At 46.4% G+C, this 21,507-nt stretch carries 18 protein-coding genes; 10 read left to right on the top strand and 8 right to left on the bottom strand.

Annotation, left to right across the window (positions count from 1 at the left end; translation table 11 throughout):
- The first annotated feature begins 22 nt into the window (after nucleotides 1–22).
- Complete coding sequence (locus HP567_RS24625; RefSeq protein WP_173610801.1) at nucleotides 23–547, top strand: type 1 glutamine amidotransferase domain-containing protein; 525 nt, start codon at nucleotides 23–25, stop codon at nucleotides 545–547.
- Nucleotides 548–771: 224 nt separating this feature from the next.
- A complete protein-coding gene (locus tag HP567_RS24620) occupies nucleotides 772–2,499 on the top strand; it encodes a DNA/RNA non-specific endonuclease (RefSeq protein ID WP_229088132.1) in 1,728 nt (575 codons plus the stop codon).
- Between the two features lie 200 nt (nucleotides 2,500–2,699).
- Here the strand turns inward: HP567_RS24620 and HP567_RS24615 are convergent, their stop codons facing one another.
- Genes HP567_RS24615 through HP567_RS24605 form a run of 3 tightly spaced genes read right to left on the bottom strand, consistent with a single transcriptional unit; the run spans nucleotide 2,700 to nucleotide 6,606 of the window.
- Nucleotides 2,700–3,932, bottom strand: a complete 1,233-nt coding sequence (locus tag HP567_RS24615; RefSeq protein WP_173610803.1) for a Ger(x)C family spore germination protein — start codon at nucleotides 3,930–3,932, stop codon at nucleotides 2,700–2,702.
- Nucleotides 3,925–5,031 (bottom strand): GerAB/ArcD/ProY family transporter, encoded by a 1,107-nt coding sequence (locus tag HP567_RS24610; protein ID WP_173610804.1) that lies wholly within the window; start codon nucleotides 5,029–5,031, stop codon nucleotides 3,925–3,927. Before HP567_RS24610 ends, HP567_RS24615 begins: the two co-directional genes overlap by 8 nt.
- Nucleotides 5,032–6,606, bottom strand: coding sequence for a spore germination protein (locus tag HP567_RS24605; protein ID WP_173610805.1), 1,575 nt, complete (start codon nucleotides 6,604–6,606; stop codon nucleotides 5,032–5,034).
- A 211-nt stretch (nucleotides 6,607–6,817) separates the two neighbouring features.
- Between HP567_RS24605 and HP567_RS24600 the strand changes: the two genes are divergently transcribed.
- The 6 genes from HP567_RS24600 (at nucleotide 6,818) to HP567_RS24575 (ending at nucleotide 14,600) form a co-directional block, all read left to right on the top strand.
- Nucleotides 6,818–8,488 (top strand): dynamin family protein, encoded by a 1,671-nt coding sequence (locus HP567_RS24600; protein ID WP_173610806.1) that lies wholly within the window; start codon nucleotides 6,818–6,820, stop codon nucleotides 8,486–8,488.
- Nucleotides 8,485–10,452: a dynamin family protein gene (locus tag HP567_RS24595; RefSeq protein ID WP_173610807.1), complete on the top strand. Its 1,968-nt coding sequence runs from the start codon at nucleotides 8,485–8,487 to the stop codon at nucleotides 10,450–10,452. Before HP567_RS24600 ends, HP567_RS24595 begins: the two co-directional genes overlap by 4 nt.
- A 749-nt stretch (nucleotides 10,453–11,201) precedes the next feature.
- Nucleotides 11,202–11,873, top strand: a complete 672-nt coding sequence (locus HP567_RS24590; RefSeq protein ID WP_064201164.1) for a response regulator transcription factor — start codon at nucleotides 11,202–11,204, stop codon at nucleotides 11,871–11,873.
- A 10-nt stretch (nucleotides 11,874–11,883) separates the two neighbouring features.
- Complete coding sequence (locus HP567_RS24585; RefSeq protein ID WP_173610808.1) at nucleotides 11,884–13,194, top strand: sensor histidine kinase; 1,311 nt, start codon at nucleotides 11,884–11,886, stop codon at nucleotides 13,192–13,194.
- Between the two features lie 139 nt (nucleotides 13,195–13,333).
- Nucleotides 13,334–13,930 (top strand): hypothetical protein, encoded by a 597-nt coding sequence (locus HP567_RS24580; protein WP_173610809.1) that lies wholly within the window; start codon nucleotides 13,334–13,336, stop codon nucleotides 13,928–13,930.
- Nucleotide 13,931: 1 nt separating this feature from the next.
- Nucleotides 13,932–14,600 (top strand): PspA/IM30 family protein, encoded by a 669-nt coding sequence (locus HP567_RS24575; protein ID WP_173610810.1) that lies wholly within the window; start codon nucleotides 13,932–13,934, stop codon nucleotides 14,598–14,600.
- Between the two features lie 243 nt (nucleotides 14,601–14,843).
- On the opposite strand, the gene HP567_RS24570 is transcribed toward HP567_RS24575, so the two are convergent.
- Nucleotides 14,844–15,425 carry a GNAT family N-acetyltransferase gene (locus tag HP567_RS24570; RefSeq protein ID WP_173610811.1) on the bottom strand — a complete coding sequence of 194 codons (582 nt, stop codon included), beginning with the start codon at nucleotides 15,423–15,425 and terminating at the stop codon, nucleotides 14,844–14,846.
- Nucleotides 15,426–15,539: 114 nt separating this feature from the next.
- On the opposite strand from HP567_RS24570, the gene pdxR (HP567_RS24565) reads away from it, so the two are divergent.
- Entirely contained in the window at nucleotides 15,540–16,961 is a 1,422-nt protein-coding gene (gene pdxR / locus HP567_RS24565; protein WP_173610812.1) for a MocR-like pyridoxine biosynthesis transcription factor PdxR, read from the top strand.
- 129 nt (nucleotides 16,962–17,090) lie between these two features.
- On the opposite strand, the gene putP is transcribed toward pdxR (HP567_RS24565), so the two are convergent.
- Both putP and HP567_RS24555 read right to left on the bottom strand, forming a co-directional pair.
- Entirely contained in the window at nucleotides 17,091–18,554 is a 1,464-nt protein-coding gene (putP, locus tag HP567_RS24560; protein WP_173610813.1) for a sodium/proline symporter PutP, read from the bottom strand.
- Nucleotides 18,555–18,739: 185 nt separating this feature from the next.
- On the bottom strand, nucleotides 18,740–19,219 hold the full coding sequence (locus HP567_RS24555) for a hypothetical protein (RefSeq protein ID WP_173610814.1): 480 nt from the start codon (nucleotides 19,217–19,219) through the stop codon (nucleotides 18,740–18,742).
- 124 nt (nucleotides 19,220–19,343) lie between these two features.
- Between HP567_RS24555 and HP567_RS24550 the strand changes: the two genes are divergently transcribed.
- Entirely contained in the window at nucleotides 19,344–19,550 is a 207-nt protein-coding gene (locus HP567_RS24550) for a cold-shock protein (protein WP_173610815.1), read from the top strand.
- A 115-nt stretch (nucleotides 19,551–19,665) separates the two neighbouring features.
- On the opposite strand, the gene HP567_RS24545 is transcribed toward HP567_RS24550, so the two are convergent.
- Nucleotides 19,666–19,866 (bottom strand): hypothetical protein, encoded by a 201-nt coding sequence (locus tag HP567_RS24545; RefSeq protein WP_173610816.1) that lies wholly within the window; start codon nucleotides 19,864–19,866, stop codon nucleotides 19,666–19,668.
- A gap of 117 nt (nucleotides 19,867–19,983) precedes the next feature.
- Entirely contained in the window at nucleotides 19,984–21,423 is a 1,440-nt protein-coding gene (gene pdxR / locus HP567_RS24540) for a MocR-like pyridoxine biosynthesis transcription factor PdxR (protein WP_173610817.1), read from the bottom strand.
- Nucleotides 21,424–21,507: the final 84 nt, after the last annotated feature.

Genomic DNA, 21,507 nt, shown 5'->3' with positions numbered 1-21,507 from the left:
GAAGGAAAAGGAGGCGAGAACATTGAGACTTGCAGGAAAACAAGTGGTTTGCTTCGTCGAAAGTGAATTTGAGGATCTCGAGCTCTGGTATCCGGTGATGAGATTGCGAGAGGAAGGCGCTACGGTCCATTTTGTAGGCCCAAAGGCAAATCACGTCTACATAGGGAAGTACGGTGTACCGTGTGAGGCCGACAAAGCGATGGCAGAGGTCAATCCTGCCGACTATGCAGGTGTACTCGTTCCAGGAGGGTGGGCACCTGACAAGCTGCGTCGCTATCCAGAAGTGCTGTCGTTTGTGGTTGCGATGCACGAGGCGAAAAAACCAATTGGGCATATTTGCCATGCGGGGTGGGTGCTTGCTTCCGCAAAAATTTTACGCGGGGTAACGACTACATCTACGCCGGGCATTAAAGATGATATGGAGAATGCAGGAGCGATTTGGATAGATGAAGAGGTTGTGGTAGACGGTCATATTGTTGGTTCACGCAGACCGCCTGATCTGCCTGCGTACGCCAAAGCGTTTGCTGATTTGCTGGCACAACAATAGGAAAAGTGGAAAAGGGCTTGCTCGGATAGACGGGTGAGTCCTTTCTTGAAAGAAACTCCAATCGAATAGGGGATGATAGGGTGTTCCATAATCGGGAGCTACTCCCAAAAGAAAATCATAGGCCAAGCAGCAAAAATCTATCTGACAATGTACGTTCCCCACAAAATTCCCCCCGAAATCTGCCACCCGTTTTACAGCTCGCCAAAAAAGTAGGAAACAAAGCAATGACGCAGCTGTTGCAAAATCAAAAGCAACCTCGAATGCCAATCATCCAAAGGAAACTCAAACAAGAGAATCTCAATAAAATGAAAGCGGACCATCCAGATGTATTCGAACAAGAAGATTTTGAAGAAGCCGTTGGAGATGACGGGAAGTTTACGGATGTGCAAGCAGATAAAGGACTTCCTACTTTTTGGGGGATGTTAAAGGAAGTGTACGGGGAAAAAAATTTGAATGCAAAGGTATTTGCCAAAACAAAAAAAGAATTGGGAGATACATGCGACCGTCCTCATTCTGTTACCGCTCTTATTACAAAAAGTGCCTCTAAAAATGACCGTGAAGGCTTAAAGTTGGTAACAGCCATTGGAAATCTTGGAAATGAAGAGATTCTCATACGGGAAGGCGCGATCAGCGGGTTATTGGCTAGCTACGACGGAGGTCATTTGGTTGGCTATCAGATCCTCAGAGGACAAGGAGCCGATCAAGAATGGAATGTAGCCCCGCAGGATACAAAAAATAATCAACAATCCTATAATAATACAATCGAGGAAATGCTTCGTGAAGCGAAAATTGGAACAAAGTATGAGTACACGGTAGAAGTAAAATACGATCAATTGAACTTCAGTGTAGACCAGGATCAGCTATTAAAATTGGGGATCTTGAAAAAAATAGACGCGGACAAGCCGTGGGAAATTCAGCTTCCTGTCAGAATACCCTTCAAATGGGAGGCAAAGGCAGAGATGCTCAACAATGGGCAATTTGGTCGTCCGACGGTAGGGGATTCCTCCTATGATCAATATTCAGAAAATATGGACGAAAGTAATTTGGATTATACGGAGAGTGATTATACGGCGAGATACCATTTGTCGTATTCCGTAAATCGCGGAGAAGACAAAGACTATACGAAGAAGTCCAGTGAATTGGAAGATACGAAGGGCGTTTCAGGTATTCGCTTTTCCATGCATCAAGCCTTGATGTCAGATCATGCGAAAAATAAAGATCCGATAGCATGGAAAGGACGGGAAAGGGTAGCGGACTACGGGAGTGTACAAGACGGATTGGTGGTAGAGTCTGCGGGTATTCGAAAAGCAATCGAGAAAATGTACGAGAAAAATAGACAAGATTTTATCGAGTTTGAAGCCATGGAGGATGCAGACCAACCAGAAGCCTTTGAGCTAGCTCCTGCTGTTGTGATGGACAAAATGGTTGATGAAGGATACAGAAGCTGTTTTATCCAAGAGTTGCGAGATGCTGAGATTGAGACGGAATACGATGAGCTGAAATATGCAAATGAAAATTATTTGGAATCCTTTTCCATGAAGGATGATGACTTGAATAGCTTGCAACTGGAAAAGGATCATCTGAAAGACATTGAAACAAAAATGAACGCAAAAGATTCAAGCCCAGACCTGCTGAAGGAATGCAAAGCCCTGCTCCAAAAGCAAAGCCGCGTTTTACGGGTCATCCTCAATCATAGACGGGAAAGAATGACGTATGCAAAGATCGTCAAAAAAACACGTCCTATCTATAAAAGAAAATGGGAAAAATCGGTCAAAAAATCGATTGACGCACATGAAAGATTGAAAAACATGAAGATGAAAAGAAGAAAAACGCGGAGTGAGGAACAAATTTTACGAGACTTCGAGTGGAACAAAAACAATTGCAGGCGAATCGAGACATTTGACGGATATTTGAAGGGGGATATTACATTGCGAGAACTTGAAATCGAATGAGATAAACACCAAGCCGAAACATGGTACATTTCGGCTTGGTGTTTTATGAACCGGAGTTATTCCGTTTCTTCCACGGCGGATCGCCTAACTCATGAATTTTGTTATTGATTTTAAAAAAAAGATAGGGAATCAAAAACGCCATGATCGTTCCTGCGAAGGTCATATAGGGAGGAACTACGCCTAAAAATTTGAGCATGGAATCACCTGTTGTTTTGGCGTTCGGTACGGTTGATTGCACCGATATTGCGTAAATAGACTTTTGCTTGAACTTTTATTTCACTTTTTTCATACAGATGCTGCCCTGTTTCCCAATCCCGCCGAATCTTTTTCCAAAGCGAAAAATAATGCTGCTTCAGATAGTTGCCAAGCTTGATGACATCCACTTTCATCTGCTTATGGACCTTCCTGATGGTATCATTACTCATTCGCTCGATTTCTTCGGCAAACACTTGTTCAAGCTTTTCCATCGTAGTGTTATTCAGAGAATCCATTGTGGCGTAAGACTCGGCTAATGTGCCTTCACACTCGATAGTTATCTTGAATTTCATGTGTTGCGGATCGTGTAAATCTGGTTCAATGCTATGCTTGATCCCTTGGATGTTCATCGAGACAAGATTGTTTTTTAACTTGCCTTTTACCATACCTCCGCTAACTTTTCCCGTGAGAAAATTCAGCCCTTCCGTCTCTTCTTCCCCGAGAAAACCAACCAACTGATTGTCATGGGTAAAAACAGCGGCGCCTGCTAATTTTACCTCCTGCTCTTCGGGTCTAATACGCGGAACCACAAAACTGTACGAACTGAGAAGCTCCTCATGGACATCGCCCAATCGGGCCTCTGGGAGCATGCGGGAATTTTTTTTGACGTTTTCTCCAATCGAGTTGACGTAAATAGCGGGCAGCTTCTCTGTTTTCGGTTTGACTTCCAGTACTTCTTTAGCGAGGCCATTTGAGATAAATACCTTGCTGCTTCGTCTGGAATCTGGATCACGTAGATAGAAATCGAGTGCTCTGGCAAAACCGTTTTTCGTACGGGCAACGTCTTCGGAGACGATCAGGATCTTCATATGCTGATAAAACGGAGTTCTGCTGGTCCGGGTAGCCAATTCGCGGGAAATCTCGAAAAGAGAGTCTCCCTCGGATACGAGGTTGAGGTAAGCCTCATTGGCTGTGTTTTGACCACCGCCGCTTCCTTGGCCGCCGGAGATCAATCCACCGGGGACGACGAATTGATGGGTGACGAGAAAGCGCTCTTTTACTTGAGGTTTGTCTGGTGCCTCTTGTTTGGCTTGCTGCTCGGCTTCTTTTGTACGAGGTTTATCAACCGCTACGCCTACCACAAATCCTCGTTCCTCAATTTGAACCTGATCCCAGCATCCAGCCAGCAAAGTCGATAAAAGCAGGAAGATGCAGAAAGCAGTGAGCTGTCTATTCATGACCCTTTACACCTCGTATGACAGCGATGAGGAGCAGCAAAATCGGACATAAATAGACGAGGATCATTCCGAAATAAGTGATGCTATCTGCAAATGCGAAGAAATCAACCAGGTTTTGCGGAAGCATCGCGACAAAATAAATCATGGGAGAAAGAATGAGCACCCAAAACGTTTTGCGCACCTTGTGGAACATGGAAGATAAATTGAGCACGGTAATATCGAGCCACATCGCACATGTGTTGAAGATCGTCATGATCCAGATGGTGAAGAAAATGGACTCCACCCGCTCAAAAAAACCGCCGGGGATTTCGACCTCTTTTGCCAGCTCGATGGTTGGATAGGTCAGGTTCGTCGCAACCTCCGCAGAGAATACTCCGATGGCGAACATGTAGATGGTCATGTAGAGCAGAATGGGGATCGAGAGACCTAACGTCACGGCCTTTGCCCCTTCCTGAGGCTTTTTCATCAGCATGGTGTAAAAAAGGATAATCTCAAAGCCCGAATAAGACAGTCCGACTACTCTGGAGCCTTCCAAGAGAGAGCGCCAGTCTGATGAAAAGAAGGGACGGATATTATCGATCTCAAACAACTGGGTAGTAAACAGCAGGACGATGAACATGACGACAAGAACTACAGGCAAAAACAGCAAGTTGAGCCGCAGCATGGCAATGCGTGATCCAATCACGGAATATTGAACGATCAAGAGAAACGAGAGCGTGATCATTTCCACCGGGGTATTGTAGAACAGATACTGTTTGGCGATGTTTCCGATTGCCCTGATTTCAAATGAAACAAATAGCATCGTGTAAATACAGACGAGAAAGGTCAAGATGTAGGCGATCGGTTTGCTTGCGATGATCGAGCTGTATTCAAAGAAGCTTTGTCTCGGAAACCGAGCAGCCAGCTTGGCAAGCAGCCAGCCAACCAGACACGCGCAAAGACCGCTAATCACGACGGAAATCCATCCATCGAATGCTCCGGTTGCCTTGGCTAAGGAGCGGGGAAAGGTCAGGATGCCGACGCCGATTGTGACTGAGGCAATATTAATCCCCATATGATTTTTGCTGATCATTTTCTCCGCCAAGGTTTCTGCACTCACTTACGACCCTCCTGTACTCATTCTGTTTTCATCTTTCGTGTGAAGGGCATCTGGTCGGGTTTTCAAAAAGGTAACAGGTGCGCGCAAAATCATATCCTTCCAATCCCTTGGCATCTGTGGAGCAAGAGGCGCCAAATAAGGGTACCCGATGCTGGTCAGATTGGATAAATGAATCATGATGGCAATAAAGCTAAGCACCACGCCATAAATACCAAAAATGGCCGCCATAAACATGGCGAAAAAACGAATCATCCGAAAGGCGATGGCAAGGTGATAAGCAGGGATGGCAAAAGAAGCGATGGCAGTGAGGGCGACGACGATGACCATGACTGGACTGACGATGCCCGCAGAAACCGCAGCATCACCGATGACGAGACCGCCAACGATTCCGACGGTTTGGCCGATCGGCTTCGGCAAGCGTAATCCCGCTTCCTGCAACAGCTCCATCGTCGTCACCATCATGATTGCTTCTACGAATGCCGGAAACGGAACCCCATCACGTGTGGCTGCAATCGAGAAGGCGAGATCTGACGGGATCAAGCCGGGGTGGAAAGTGACGAGAGCGATATAGAAAGCGGGCGAATAGACGGCCAGAAATGCTGCCAAATACCGCAACAGCCTGGCTAATGAACCGACAATCCAACGCTCGTAGTAATCCTCAGGTGAGTGGAGGAGCAAGCCAATCGTCACCGGCAAAATAAGCACCATGGGAGTGCCGTCCACCAATATCGCAATGCGGCCTTGAAACAATGCTGTACTCACTTTATCGGGCCGCTCTGTGTTATGAATCTGCGGAAAAGGCGACAGAAAATCATCTTCAATCCATTGCTCGATAAAACCGGACTCTTCTATCTCGTCAACATCGATCGTAGATATTCGCCGTCTCACTTCATCCAGTAGTTCTGGATCAACGATGTTTTCAATGTAGGCGATAATCACATCTGTACGGCTGCGTCTGCCTATGATAGACCCTTCAAAGCGCAAGTTTGGGTCTTTGACGCGTCTGCGAATGTGGACGGTATTGTCCCGGATACTCTCCGTAAAGCCATCCCGCGGACCTCGCACCAAGCCTTCGGAGACAGGCTCCTCAATGGCCCGCGTTTTCCATCCCTTGCTGTCGATAATAATGACTTCGGTCGCTCCATCTACAAAAATGGCTGTATCCCCGGAAAGAATGCCTTCGAGTATTTTTGTCAAATCCGTTGCTTTCGATATTTCAACAACAGAAAGGACTTCCTCATAAAGCATCCGGACAATCTCATCAGGTTCAGTCGGTACTACTTTGGAAGCAGTCGAGATCATCAACTGGATTTGTCCAAGGACTTGCGCATCTAGCATATCGCAGTTCGCCAATCCATCAATCGCAATCACGGCACAGGAATGTGTGGTGTTGCCGATCGTAAAGGAACGAATTAATAAATCGTGTGGGCTGCCGAGCACAGTCTTAAATGTCTCCATGTTTTGTTGCAAACTGGTCGATAGTGCAAGTGCAGGATCATTTCGCTGCTGCAAACGCTGTGTGATAAGAGAGGGAGTTTTCTTTTTGCGACGCTGTGACAAAAATCTGCGCATCATTTTAAGTTCCTCCCGTTCAGATTGCGAATATCATGTTAGTGCGATTTTTTCCAGATGAGAGGAAAATTATGCGGAAGAATAGGCGAATGCTAAATCTTTCATAGTTTTGAATTGAACTCATTTGTGACCTATGGTACATTCGGCATGGTAGAATAGAGTGTAGGATAAAGGAAGTTCTTTTGAACAGGCACAAGTAGAGAGAGTAGGAACGATGGAGAAGGGTGGAATAGAAGTGCTTGACAGTCAAGTATTGATCCGGGAAACGGACTTTTCCCGACTGGCACATACATGGGAAGAACTCGCAGAAGTAATGAAATCGCAGGGTGACGAAACCACGCCGCACAAGCTCATTCAACTGGCCGCGAAAACAAAACACGCTGAACTGAATATTGCGTTTTGCGGACATTTTTCCGCTGGAAAATCAACGATGATTAACACGCTTCTGGGTGTCAACTTGTTGCCGTCCAATCCGATTCCGACAAGTGCGAATGTCGTGAAGATTCGGGGCGGAGAAAAAGCGGCTCGCGTCTTCACCATGAACAGCGGAGTCCTTACATTTGATCCAGATACAGAGATGGAGAAGCTCAAGCAGTTTGCTGTTGACGGAGATACGGTTGAATCCGTAGAGGTCTCTTATCCGGGAACATTCCTTGACGAATACGCCAGCTTGCTCGATACACCGGGCATTGACTCAACGGATGCCGCACACAAAATCGCTACGGAATCTGCTCTGCATTTGGCGGACGTCGTCATTTACATGATGGACTATAACCATGTTCAAGCCGAAGAGAACTTCAATTTTACGAAGACGTTGAAGGACCGAGGAAAGCCAGTCTATCTGGTTGTGAACATGATCGATAAACATATTGATTTCGAATTGGATTTCGATAGCTATAAGGAAAGTGTCGAGGAAGCATTCGCGACTTGGAACATTCATCCCGATGGTATTTTTTACACGTCGCTTGCGGAGCCAGATCATCCTGAGAACATGTATGCGGATTTTAAGGGCATGCTCTCGCAGTTGATCGCTGATCGTGAAAAGCTGGTTGGCACGAGCGTTCGCAGTGCTGCCGAGCATTTGATCGAGGAACACATCCAAGTAGTAAGAACAAGCCAGGCAGATCAACGCCAGCAGTGGGAAGCCCAGCTGGATGGTCTGGAAGTAGAAGGCATCGACAGTCGTAATAGAGCGGCTGTGGAGAAAGCGCTTGAGCAGGAGGAAGCGACTGCAGCGGCTCTACAGCAGCGCGCTGAGGATGCCCGACTTCAGATGGAAAAAGAGCTGAGTGTACTCTTGGACAATGCTCGTTTGACTTATTTCAGCACAAACGAAGCAGCACGAAGCTACTTGGAGAGCCGTAAGCCGGGCTTCAAGGTGGGATTGTTGTTTGCAGGCAAGAAGACGGAGGAAGAACGCGCACGTCGTGAAGAAGCGCTTCTCGTTGAGTTCCGCGAAAAAGTGGCGGGAAATCTCGACTTCCATTTCAAAGAATGGCTTGGCAAGCAGCCGCAAGTGTTTGATTTGCGGAGCGAAGAATATCACGCCAGCGTGCACGCGACCAAGATTGAGATTACAGGAGAGTTCCTGAGCAAGCACATCAAAGAGGGTGCTGCTTCGAGTGAGTACGTCCTGAACTACTGTGCGGATATTTCCAGCGGGATGAAGCTGGAGTACAGACGAGTGGGTCTCTCTTTCATTGCACAAGTGGTCGAGATGATAAAGGAGAAAGTGCGTGTAGAAAGTGCAGCTCAAGGCGAGCGTCTTGGCGTATTGCGTGAATTGGCAACACTGCATCAAAAGCTGGCTGGACTGGCAGCGAGAGAAGAAGAAACCAAGGGTCGTCTGTTGGCGATTATGCGTGGAGGAGAACAGGTAGCATGAATCAACTACGAGACAAACTAATTGCGGCAGCAGAGCGTCTGCGACGCGCAAGTGAAGAAGTCGTATCTGTACCAGGGATGCAAGCACAGGCACAGGCGATGCTGGATCGAGCAGATCGCCTGACTGCCAATCGTTTTACCGTTGCACTGTTTGGCGCATTCAGTGCAGGGAAATCGTCTTTTGCGAACGCTTTGATGGGCGATCTCGTGCTGCCAGTGTCACCGAACCCGACAACAGCGGCTATCAACAAAATCATGCCGCCGACAGATACACATCCGCATGGCACGGTTCGTGTCGTCATGAAAGAGCGTGAAGCCATTGAGCAGGACGTGATCCGTTCCTTAGCTGTCTTTGGTATGACCGCTACTGATCTCGAAGGGGCACTGGCTGAGCTGGGCAAGATCGACGTCGCCCAAATCCCGCCAACGGCAAAACCTCACTACACCTTTTTGAAAGCTGTTACAAAAGGCTTGCCAGAAATGTCGGCTCATCTGGGCGGCGAGCTGCTGGTTGATATGCAAGCGTTTAAAGGGTTTGTGGCAAAAGAAGAAAAAGCTTGTTTCGCAGAGTACATCGAGCTGTTCTATTCTTGTCCGCTGACTGATCAGGGAATTGTTCTGGTAGATACCCCTGGTGCTGACTCCATTAACGCACGTCACACAGGTGTGGCGTTTGAATACATGAAAAACGCGGATGCGGTTCTGTTTGTGACGTATTACAACCACGCCTTTGCACAGGCTGACCGCGAGTTTTTGCTGCAAATGGGTCGCGTCAAGGATACATTTGAAATGGACAAAATGTTCTTTATCGTCAATGCTTGTGACCTCGCAGCGAATGAAGAAGAATTGCAGGGTGTCCTAACCCACGTAGAGAAAAACCTCCTCTCGTGCGGAATTCGCCTCCCACGTATTTATCCGGTATCGAGCCAGACTGCTCTGTTGGCACGTATGCATGAAAAAGGCAAGCTGGCAGCTTCTGCTGAGAAAGTATACCGCCAGCGCACGAATACGGCTGAAGGCGAGCCGCTAATGCCAGCAGATGAAGCATTCAAGTTCTCTGGAATGGCGTCGTTTGAAGCAGAGTTCCTCCGCTTTACGATTGAAGAGCTGACGCAAATTGCTGTGAATGCTGCAATCGGTGAAATCCGTCGCGCCCATGATACCTTGACTGAATTCATGCGTATGGCACAGTCCGGGGAAGACGAGCGTCTATTGCGCAAAGAAGCAGCAAGCAACGCCAAGACACAGGCTCTGTCAGCTGTTGAAGCACTGTCTACCGCTTCGTTCGAACGCGACTTGGCAAAAGAGCGCGAGGAGCTGCTCTACTACGTTCGCCAGCGCTTGTTCTTCCGTTTCAATGAGCTGTTTAATCTGGCTTTTAACCCGGCTGTGATTAAGGACGATGGACGCAACATGAAGCAAGCACTGCAAGGATGCTTGACTGATCTTCTGCGTTCGATCAGCTACGACTTGGCGCAGGAGCTGCGTGCCACTACCCTTCGTTTGGAGAAATTCACGAACAAGCAGGGCACAATGCTTGTTGCGGCGTGGCAAAAGGATGTACAAGGTTATGCAGCAGGTTTGACCTTGGCACCTTATCAGCAGAGACAGGTGGAAACATTGTCCTTTGCAAACGAGCTGCCAGTAGCCGAATCCGCATTTGCTTCCGCGATTTCCTTGTTCAAAAACACGAAAGACTTTTTCGAGCAGGATGGCAAAGCAAAAATGCGTGACGAGCTGGAGAAGCGGATGCAAGAACCAGTGAGCGGATATGTAGAAATCGGAAACAAGCAATTGGATGAGCAGTTTTCTACGCTGTTCCAAGAGCTGGTGGCAAGTGAACGCAATCGCGTCATCGACCAGATCAACGAGTACTTCACAGGTCTGTTTGCGGCTCTTGAGATGAACGTCGATCTCGACGAGCTGGCTGCAAAAGTGAGTCGTGTGGCGGCTGAGTTGGAATAGAGAGGTTTGAGAGTGAAAAATGAAAAGGGCAGTTCCCGGATCTTGTAACGACGAGGGGATTGCCTTTTTTCTGTTGTTAAATAGAGCATGTCACATGATTAAATGGAGTAAAGGAGTCATCAGATTCTCCTCTTGTAGTTCCATTAATCAAATCTCCTTTTTCCCCTCATAGCTGATCGTCTAAATGAATGACGGTTGATTTTGTGTGAGGATCCGCGTGTCTGGTGAAAAAACCTATGAGCCAAACCGCAATCAAGACGAGTATCGTACCGGTCACGGTGATTATAAAATGACCACCTGTATGAATGAACAAAAAGATAAGACCAATAAAGCTTAGGTACGAATGTAATATACTAAATACTAATGCTGCCCACCCTGTAAACAGATGAAAATGGAAGATATGTTTGACGAGCGGGCCAAGTAAATGAAAGATATCTCGATAATCACCGCTCGCCATATTCGGATGACCGCCACTGATAGGAGGAACTTGGTGCATTTTTTGTGGTGTGGTATAGAATGAATAAAGAATAAACATTGCAATAACCGTTACGAAAAGGACCGCGGGTAGCCAAGGTTTTATTTTTTTTCACAAAAGTCACCTCTGTCTTTAAGTTGGATAAATAGTAGCGTAGAAAACTTAACAAATCCTTAAGTTGCGAGGATGTGAACTTTAAGGAAGAGTTAAGGGTTGTAAGACATAATTGATCCTCAGTATGAAAATAGATGTATTGATGTGGGGTGAAGTGATGTTGCGTTTGTTAGTTGTAGAAGATAATCTCCCGTTGAAAGAATCGATTATTCAAATATTAGTGGATGAGTTTAAAGTAGATGGAGTATCTGAAGGGGAGGAAGCACTCTTTCTAGCCATGCAAAATATTTATGATGCTATTGTGCTAGATGTGATGATACCAAGAATGGATGGCTTTCAAATTATAGAAAGCATGCGCAAGGAGGGAATTAAAACGCCAGTATTATTCTTGACAGCGAGGGATTCATTGGAGGATAGAGTGCAAGGTCTGGAGTTGGGAGGAGATGATTACCTGACCAAGCCTTTTCAAATGGCTGAATTAAAAGCACGCATTCGAGCGCTGTTAAGAAGGAGCGGCAGTTTGACGACTGATCATACTTTAAAGTACCGTGGCATCCAGTTAGTTGGTAAAGAACAGGAAACCCTAGTAGATCTGGTGCCTGTAAAATTGACATTAAAACAATACGAATTATTGGAATACCTCGTACAAAACAAGGGCATCATTCTGACAAAAGAGCAGATTTATGATCGCATATGGGGATTCGAGTCAGATACAACAATATTAGTTGTTGAGGTTTTTGTGCATCATCTTCGAAAAAAGCTGGAGCCCTTCGGATACCATAAAGATATTCAAACCATTAGAGGCGTTGGGTATATGTTAAAAGAACAGTAAGGGGAAGAATATGTTCAGACGAACGCATATGCGCCTTACCATTATGAATTCAGTTGTTTTCATAATGCTTATCGGTTTGCTAGCTACTGTGATCTACTTTTTCACCTATGTACAATTGTATAAGGATGTTGATCGATCCCTGTTAAAAACAGCTGAGAAGTTAAACCCGCAGCCTAGGCCTGAAAGAAGCGATGAGCCTAGAAGTAAGCCCGGGAGTCAGCCTGGCGCTGGAGCAAAAAAAGGACCTGAAAAAGGACCGGCTCTCGAGGAATTCTTGTTTGAAAATGATCCGCGTGTCATTACGCTTGTCTGGAATGATAAAAATGAACTGATTAATACTGGGCCAGGAGTAGATTTCTTCCAAAAAGCGAATTTCGTCAAGAAGCCAAGGCACTTGGATGATGGAGAGATTCAGGAAATTCATGTTAAGCGCTTTGCTTTTCACGTGAAAACCTTGAAAGTTCATTCCCCGAATGGGGTAATAACGGTACAGTATCTCCGCAATGTAAATTCAGAGCAGGAGCTTTTGGACAGATTGCTCGTCATTATTATCATCGGAAGCTGTATCGGGGTCGTATCTTCTGTGATTGCCGGTTATTTTCTTGCAGGTCGAGCATTGGTCCCAATACAAAATTCCTGGACAAAACAACAACAGTTTGTTTCAGATGCTTCTCATGAGTTAAGAACACCACTTGCTGTCATACAAGCAAAAACAGATTTATTATTTCGCTCGCCTGCTGCAACGATTCAAGAAAAAAGTATTGATATTTCCATGATTTCAAATGAGTCTAGAAGATTATCCAAACTGGTCACCAATTTACTTACCTTAGCGAGATCTGATTCCAATCAGATGGAAATGAAGAAACAGCCCTTTTTGCTTGATGAAGTTCTGCGAGATATTGTAGCTAACTATGAAGAAATTACTGTATATCAAGAGAAAGCGATCACTCTTCATACGCCAGTAAATGTCAGTTTCACAGGAGATAAAGAAAGGGTCCATCAGTTGATTCTCATTTTCTTAGACAATGCTATGAAATATACAGAAGCAGGAGGCGAAATCTCACTTATATGTGAACAAACTGCCTCCACAATTAAACTGAAGGTGAAAGATGATGGGATTGGAATGGACGAGAAAGAAATTCCAAACATTTTTGAGCGGTTTTACCAAAGCGACAAAGCACGGACGATGGCAGAAGGCTATGGTTTAGGGCTATCTATTGCCAAGTGGATTATTGACAAGCATCATGGAAAAATTACGGTCAGCAGCAAAGCAGGGGAAGGAACTTGCTTTGAAATTACGTTCCCTAAGAATCAAAAATAACAAAGTATTGGGTACCGATTCCATTGGTACTCTTTTTTCTTTTTCCTGCTCTTGTAGTTCTTAAGGGAAAGTTAAGACTGGAGGTCCATAATCGTACCTGTAAACAAAACATCTCATCATCGAAAAAGGAGGAGAATGGATGAAAGAAAAAAAAAAGAAGCGGAAAATCTGGAGGTGGCTGATCGTTGCTACTGTTTCAGCTGTCATTCTTGCTGGTGGATTCCGGGCTTTACATGCAACAGGCTGGATGAATAAGGAGATGCTCGCTTATCCGCATGTTAATCAAATCTTTGTAAGCTTGCAAGACAGAGGCGAGAAGGAATTGGTAGGACAAAGCGAACATTCCGAGCGATTACAACCCAAATCTGAAGGAAGGCGATTCCACAAAGAGGATATCAAACGAGAACATGGTGAGCGAAAACATCAAGCAGATGTTTGGGTATTCTTCCTGATTGCAGCAGGTCTTGTCATCAGTGGTTGGTTTGTTCGCAAACATGCAAATGAGAGTATCTGGAGAAAATGGACAGGCTGGCTTCTGATCTTTGTTGGGGTTCTTCCCATTTTACCATTACTTGTCATTGCGTTCGTCATTTACTGGTTATGTATACGAATCAGACCGCGTAAAGGGAATATCGTTTTCGTTGATGTACCACTTCACTCCCCATATTCAGGTGAGAATAGTAATTCAGCCATTTTAGATAAATGGGAAAAACAGATGTCGAAGGAGGAAAAATAAGATGGGTATTTTTAAACGGGTAAGAGATATTGTTGTTGCAGATGTGCATGAGGTATTAAATAAAGTAGAGAATCCAATCACTTTGTTAGATCAATATATAAGAGACATGGACAAGCAAATCGAAAAAGCTAACCACGCACTTTCCTATCAACTCTTTCTTGAGAAAAGATATGATCTTCTCATCGCAGAAGAAGAAGCAAACATAGAAAAGCGCACGAAACAAGCCAACCTTGCTGTTGATTGTAATGAAGATAACATGGCAAAGCTTGCCCTACAGGAAAGAGTAATTCATGAAAATAAGCGCAATTTGTACCAGAATCAATATGACGCGACAAAAAAACAGACAGCGATCCTGTATGAGCAAATAGATAAACTTAAAAACACCTATCAAGAGTTCCAATACAAAAAGCTGGTGTTAACATCCAGAGCCCACGCTGCAAAATCTATCAAGCAAGGACAGGAAATGTTGTCAGGGTTTCATAGCGACTATGCAATGAAAGGATTTGCGAGGGTAGAAGAGTTTGTCCAGAAGCTGGAAGCTGAAGTAGCTGCGAGTTCATACGTTTACGGTACGAAAGCTGTCGACAGGAAGCCATATATTGATCATCTTCTGGCAGAAACAGTGGAGGCGCAATTAGCAGAGCTGAAAAAAACGAAAGAAGTGAAATAAGAGGATGTGAAACGCAGACAAACTCCCTTTTTTGTTCAGATAGAAGGGAGTTTGTTTTTTGCGGTACCCGACAACCGACTGAACAGACTTCCGCTGCTGCATGATAAATGGCACCAACAAACACATAGCTCTTTCGTTCTGCATTCGACTTTTGGACGGTGATATCTTCCATATTGGGCATACAGTTTCCTCGTATAGGGAGTTTCCTATACAGATGGAAGATGCTCATGTTAAAAACAACCGTTATTCAAAAGTCTTATTTCCGATCTCCCATTCCTCCCGCAAAATCCCCATCTTAATCGCATCGTAATATTCACCACGAACAATCCTTGCTTTGCGTACCCGCGCTTCTTCCACCATGCCCATGTGAGCAGCCAGCTTGATCATCCGTTCATTGCCAGACCACGTACCAATGCCTAAACGGACTGTATCCATATGGGTAAACAAGTAGTCGATCCACATCCGAAACGCTTCCCGACCATAACCATTCTGCCAGTAGCGGGAGTCGTAAATGACGATTCCGATTTCGCACCAGTTCGTCTCCTCAGATACCCAGTAGCGACCGACACTGCCTTTTAGCTCGCCGTCAATCTCAATGATCAGCTCAGTTCTTGGTGCATCTGTCCCGACGAGAGCGAGAGACTCCTGGTAGCGTGGGAGGGCACGATACTCTTCTTTTGTGTACGGATCAAGCGGTTTGTAGGGGCCATTCCAATTGAGATGTTCACGATCTTCTGCTTCGTATTTCCAATAGTAGATCGTATCCAAATCTTCTGCTCGAATATCTCGCAGAACGACCTTTTCTCCTTGCAAATGAATAGGCATGACTTGTTCTCCTTTCGTTTGGGTGAATCTGGTACAATCATTGTATAAGAGAACTGCTCCTATACATAGTGACAGTTTGGGAGAATTAGATGGGGACAGAATGGAGGGCCGCTGATGGAGTACATACCGATCATGGATGCACAGAGCAAAGAACCTCTGTATCAGCAGCTATACAAGCAATTGAGCAGACGGATTGCATCAGGAGAGATACCATCCGGAACCAAGATGCCGTCGATCCGTCAGTTGATGAAAGCAAGCGGCGTCGGAAAAAATACGATTGAAGCAGCCTATCAGCAACTGCTAGCAGAAGGATACATTGTGAGCCGGGAGCGAAGTGGCTTTTACGCTGCCGAGATCGAGAGATGGTCAGAGCCAGTGGATCAGGATGAGGAGATGGCCTTGTACTCGTCCATCTTGAAAAAGAAAAAAGGGGAGCATCTCACCTGTCGTTACAATTTTCACGGTTCTGTCATCGATACGAAGTCGTTTCCTTACGCTGCATGGCGCTCTTGCATGCTGGAGGCGCTAGATGTCTATCCGGAGGACTTTGCTTTTTACGGGGATGATCAAGGAGAGAGGGAACTCAGAGAAGAACTTAGTAAATATTTGCGCAGAGCACGTACGCTCATTTGTCAGCCTGAGCAAATTATCATCGGCACGGGTTTACAGCAGGCTCTCAGCTTTTTATGTCTGCTCTTGGCAGATCGGCATCGTGTGGTTGCGATCGAGGAGCCCGGCTATGCAGATGCACGGATTGTCTTTTCCCATCACGGCTATGAGGTCGTGTCCATCCCGCTAGCGGAAGAGGGGCTGTCCATTGAAGCCTTGGAGAAAAGCAAAGCAACGGTCGTGTACACGACGCCTGCCCATCAATTTCCGTATGGGATGGTGATGCCAGTCGGTCAGCGCCAACAATTGCTGCAATGGGCAAAAAGAAAGAACGGAATCATCATCGAAAATGATTATGATGGTGAATTCCGCTACAACGTACACCCTACGCCATCTTTGCAAGGAATGGATCGGGACGGTTGCGTTGTTTATATCGGCAATTTTTCCAAAGCATTTTCTCCAGCACTTCGCTTGGATTATACGGTACTTCCGAGGCAATTGCTCGGGCGTTATTTGGAAGCATTTCAGGCGTATCCTTCTCCGGTTTCCCGCCATTTGCAGCGGAGCATGCAGTTGTTCATGCAAAAGGGCTACTGGGAAAAGCATGTCCGAAAAATGCGCACCGTCTATCACCGCAAGCACGATGCATTGCTTCGGGCGATACAGACGTACATGCCCCGGGAAGTACGAGTATTGGGACAGTCAGCAGGGCTGCATATTTTGCTGGAGGTGGATACTTCCCGAACGGAGAAGGAGCTGATCGAGCTGGCCCGTGCGGCCGATGTTCGCATTTATCCGAGTGGGCACAACTGGGCCAATGATCCGACGAATGCACGGCCGCGAATCATCGTTGGATTTGGTGGAGTGGAGGAACAAGATATTGCGGTAGGAATCAGTCGTTTGGCAGAAGCTTGGTTTTCGTTATGATCTGCGCTTTTGCCGGATCTTCTCGTTCCGATGAGGGTCCCAAATCGTTTCAACAGAAAAAAGCAGCCTACGGCGTGGGACAGGGCAATTGTCCAGCGCATAGGCTACTTGGCTTTTTTTCGAAAAGGATTATTTCATGCTTTTTTGGTACTCATCAAACTGAGCGCTGACCTCATTCGAAGGCTTGCTGGTCAGTTGGCTGACAACTACGATGGCGAGCAGGCTAATGGCAAAGCCCGGAACCATCTCATAGAGGAAGTCCTTCAGCACATCAAAACGAGTCCAGATGATAACGGTAAGCGCGCCAGCGACCATACCCGCGAGAGCACCCCATTTGTTCATGCGCTTCCAATAGAGGGAGAGCAAAATGACAGGCCCAAACGAAGCACCGAATCCGGCCCACGCGTATCCGACGAGATCGAGGATCGTGTCATTTTTATTCAAGGCGAGCAAAAAGGCGACGACAGATACTATTAAGACGGACAGGCGACCAAAGTTGACCAGTTCTTTGTCGGTTGCAGAACGCTTGAAAAAGGTTTTGTAAATATCCTCGGTCAAGGAGCTGGAGGTTACGAGCAGCTGAGAGGAAATCGTACTCATGATCGCTGCCAAAATCGCCGCAAGCAAAAATCCGGTAATGAGTGGATGGAACAGGATCGTACCTAGCTGGATGAAGATCGTTTCAGGATCGCTTAACGTCCAGCCTTGCTTGGAGTACAGGGCAATACCGACCAGACCTGTCAGCATGGCGCCAATGACGGAGAAAATCATCCAGCCCATACCGATGCTACGTGCTTTTTTGATCTCACTCGTGGACGTGATCGCCATAAAGCGAACGATAATGTGCGGTTGTCCGAAATAGCCGAGACCCCATGCAAACAAGGAGATGATGCCGAGCAGGCTCGTCCCTTTAAAAATATCGAGCAAAGAGGGATCGACAGTGTGGATCTCGGTAAATGTTTCTCCCAATCCGCCTGCTGTAAGAACGGTCACGAGTGGAACGAGAATGAGCGCGATGACCATGATGAGTCCTTGTACAGCGTCCGTCCAGCTTACAGCGAGGAAGCCGCCAAACAATGTGTAGGCAATGGTGACCAATCCAACAATCCATAGCCCCGTTTGATAGCTCAAGTGGAAAGTGTTTTCAAACAACACGCCTCCAGAAACGAGCCCGGATGAGACGTAAAAAGTAAAAAAGATCATAATAACAAGAGCCGAGACAAGACGGAGCATCCGTGACCCATCTCCGAAACGATTTTCCAAAAAAGCAGGAATCGTAATCGAGTTGTTGGCAACCTCTGTATACGAACGAAGGCGGGGAGCGACGTACAGCCAGTTGGCATAAGCTCCGAGAGTCAGACCGATGGCAATCCAGGATGCGCTAAGACCTTGGGCAAACATGGCGCCAGGCAGGCCCATCATCAACCAGCCACTCATGTCGGATGCACCCGCACTGAGAGCGGTTACAGTTGGACCGAGCGACCGACCGCCGAGCATGTAGTCTGTCAGATTGGAGGTACGCTTGTAGGCATAATAGCCGATCAGGAGCATACCTGCCATGTACACAATAATAGATGCGAGCAGCATATTCATTGGCATCACCTCGTTGTGTTTAGTATTTGTGAAATTTATATGAACATCTTACACATTATCATGCCCAATTATAAAAATCTATAAGGAAACACAGAAAATTTCGTAGAAATCCAATAAAAAGTTTTTTACAACACGAAAAAGCCCGCGAGGATTGATCGCAGGCTTTTCTTGAAATGTTTTCCGAATTACTGAACCTGAACCTGACCGTTTCCGTCGAGCGTTACTTTGAATTCCTTTACGACTGTAGGCTCTGCACCTTGGTTGTTCAAATCGTGCTTGAGCACTTTGAAAGTACCATCGGCAGAGAGCGTGCCTGTATATTCAACACCAAACATGTCAGATTTGTAAAAGCTGAAGTTCGCAAGCTCGGTCTTTTGCAATTGTTCTACAAGCAACTGACCATCTCCACTGAACATGGCATTACGCAATGCTTCAGAGGATTCGTATTTTTGCTGGAGGTATGTTTGCAGCTGTTTGGCGACTTCAGACTCAGCCAGTTGCTTGCCGGCTTCCAGTACTTGTTGGCCCGCCTCGACAGCCTGTTTACCTGTCTCAATCGCTTGTTGACCTGTTTCTACTGCTTGCTGAGCGGTTTGGACCCCTTCGGATAGATCGGAGCAGGCAGTGAGCAGCAACGCGCATGCAATCATCCATACTTTTTTCATGTGATTCACTCCTTTCTGGCGTGACGATTCATACTTTATTTATTTTACCGTATATCCACTGACTTCGCATCCGCATATGATGAGGTAAGCGTAAGAGCTGCACTGATTACAGGGAGGAAACACAATGATTCAAGGGAAAGTAAAATGGTTCAGCAAAGAAAAAGGCTATGGGTTTATCGAGCGTGATGGGGGACCTGATGTTTTCGTACACTATTCTGCGATCACGGGGTCCGGTTACCGGAACTTGGAGGAAGGCGAGCAGGTGGTTTTTGAAATCGTGAATGGGCAGCGTGGGCTGCAAGCCGCCAATGTGGCGAAGAAAGTCGTGTAAAAGAGGCAACATCTTCTACAAACACATGACGAAGGACTTCCTTCGATTCAAAAACGCCGTCATACCTGTAAAAGGCAGACGGCGTCTTATTTATGTCACGTAGCGTCGGGATTGATCAAAGATTGTTGTAGAGAAAGACTGACAGTGCAATGACCAGAGCGATCGTAATGATGCCGTAAATGATCAACAGATTTCGGGAGCGTTGTTTAAAGCCCCGCACTTTGGATTCGGATGGGTTGATTCCGATTTTTATCGTAACGACGAGGGCTATAAGAACAAGTACAATAATTGCAATAATGAAAGGCAAAATACTCATAACAGCCAGTCCTTTCTGTATGGCCCAGTCATCCTGCTGGATATACACGAGGATGCATACGGTAGCTTACTTCGATCATATACCGACCGCACAAAAATGTTGCCATCCACTTGGGGATTATTTTGCCCATCCACTTGCTGAGAATGCATCCGCTAAGCGCGAGACTGCCTCAGGGATCTGATCCAGGGTGGCTCTGCCAAAGGTGAAGCGGACATACCCTTGCTCTGCGCCGAAAAGATGTCCCGGAACAAAGACAACTCCTCGTTTGACTGATTCTGTGAGAAGACATTCGCCGCTCCATACCCCTTTAAATTTGCACCAAAGGTGAATGCCTCCCTCTGAACCGACTATTTCTACTTGATCATTGAACTTGTCTTGAAGCGAGGAGACAAGCTGATCGTGCCGCAAGGATAGCTCTGTTCGTAAAAGATCAATATGACTCGCAAACTGAGGCGATCCGAGAAAGCGATTCGCCAGCCATTGCGGAAAAATGCTGTGTCCAAAATCAAACTGTTGTTTCGCATCTGCCAGTCTTTCCATGACAGTAGGGGGCCCGACAATCCAGCCAATGCGCAGACCCGAGGCGACGATTTTGGTCAAAGAGCTGATGTAGAGTACTGTTCCGTGTTGATCCAGTGATTTCAAGGTTGGGACGGGCTCTCTCGAAAAGCTGGTCAAGCTGTATGGATCATCCTCAATGATGGGAATCCCATTTTCATAGGAAAACGCGAGTAATTCATGGCGTCGCTCCAATGAAAGCAGTGTCCCTGTCGGGTTTTGATAATTCGGATTGAGAAAAACCATTTTGATGCGGTGCTGGCGATGGAGCTGGGCTAAGTGCTTCGGATCGATTCCGTCCCGGTCTACAGGCAGCGAAAACGTACGCAAGCCAGCTGAATGAAAAAGCGGCAAGGAATAACAATAAGACGGCTCCTCAATCGCAACCGCATCCCCTGGCTTTAACAAGCATTGAACGACGAGATGAAGGGCTTGCTGGGCTCCTGACGTAATCATGATCGAGGTAGCAGGTGCTTCGATGCTTCGCCAAGTTTTCATATGGATACTCAATGTCTCTCGCAAAGCCCAATTGCCCTGCGGATGCTCATAGCCGAGATGAGCAGGGAAGTCATCGGGGGTCATGAGCTGTTGGAGCGTTTGGTTGGGGACGAGATCGCTCGAGAGCTCGCCACTCGCCAAATCGATCAAGTCATTTTCCTGTGTTTCACGACGGATTTTGCGAATCAACGGTAAATTCGGACGAAACGAACCTGACTCCGTCAAATGTCGCCAGTTCGGAACGCGGGTCCGTGCCAGTCCCCAAATATCTTGACTGACGATCGTGCCACTTCCTTGTATGCGCTCGATCATACCTGCTGCTTGCAGCTCATCGTACGCTGCGACGACGGTAGAACGGTTGACGTTCAGTTCTTTGGCCAGCGTGCGCTCCGAGGGCAAATAGCTGCCAGGACCGAATTCACCACTGCTGATTCTTTGCTCGATTTGCTCTGCTATTTGTTTATATAAGGGCTTTGTAGCCACAGGAGATATGCCATCCATCACGAATCCCGCTTTCTACATTTATCCATTTATTATATCATGACATTCCGATCTTTCCTTTTTGTCTCGGTCAGGTAAAATAGA

It is taken from the genome of Brevibacillus sp. M2.1A (assembly GCF_013284355.2).
Lineage (GTDB): Bacteria > Bacillota > Bacilli > Brevibacillales > Brevibacillaceae > Brevibacillus.
The sequence above is the reverse complement of the archived record's forward strand: the minus strand, read 5'-3'. Positions and strand labels throughout refer to the sequence as shown.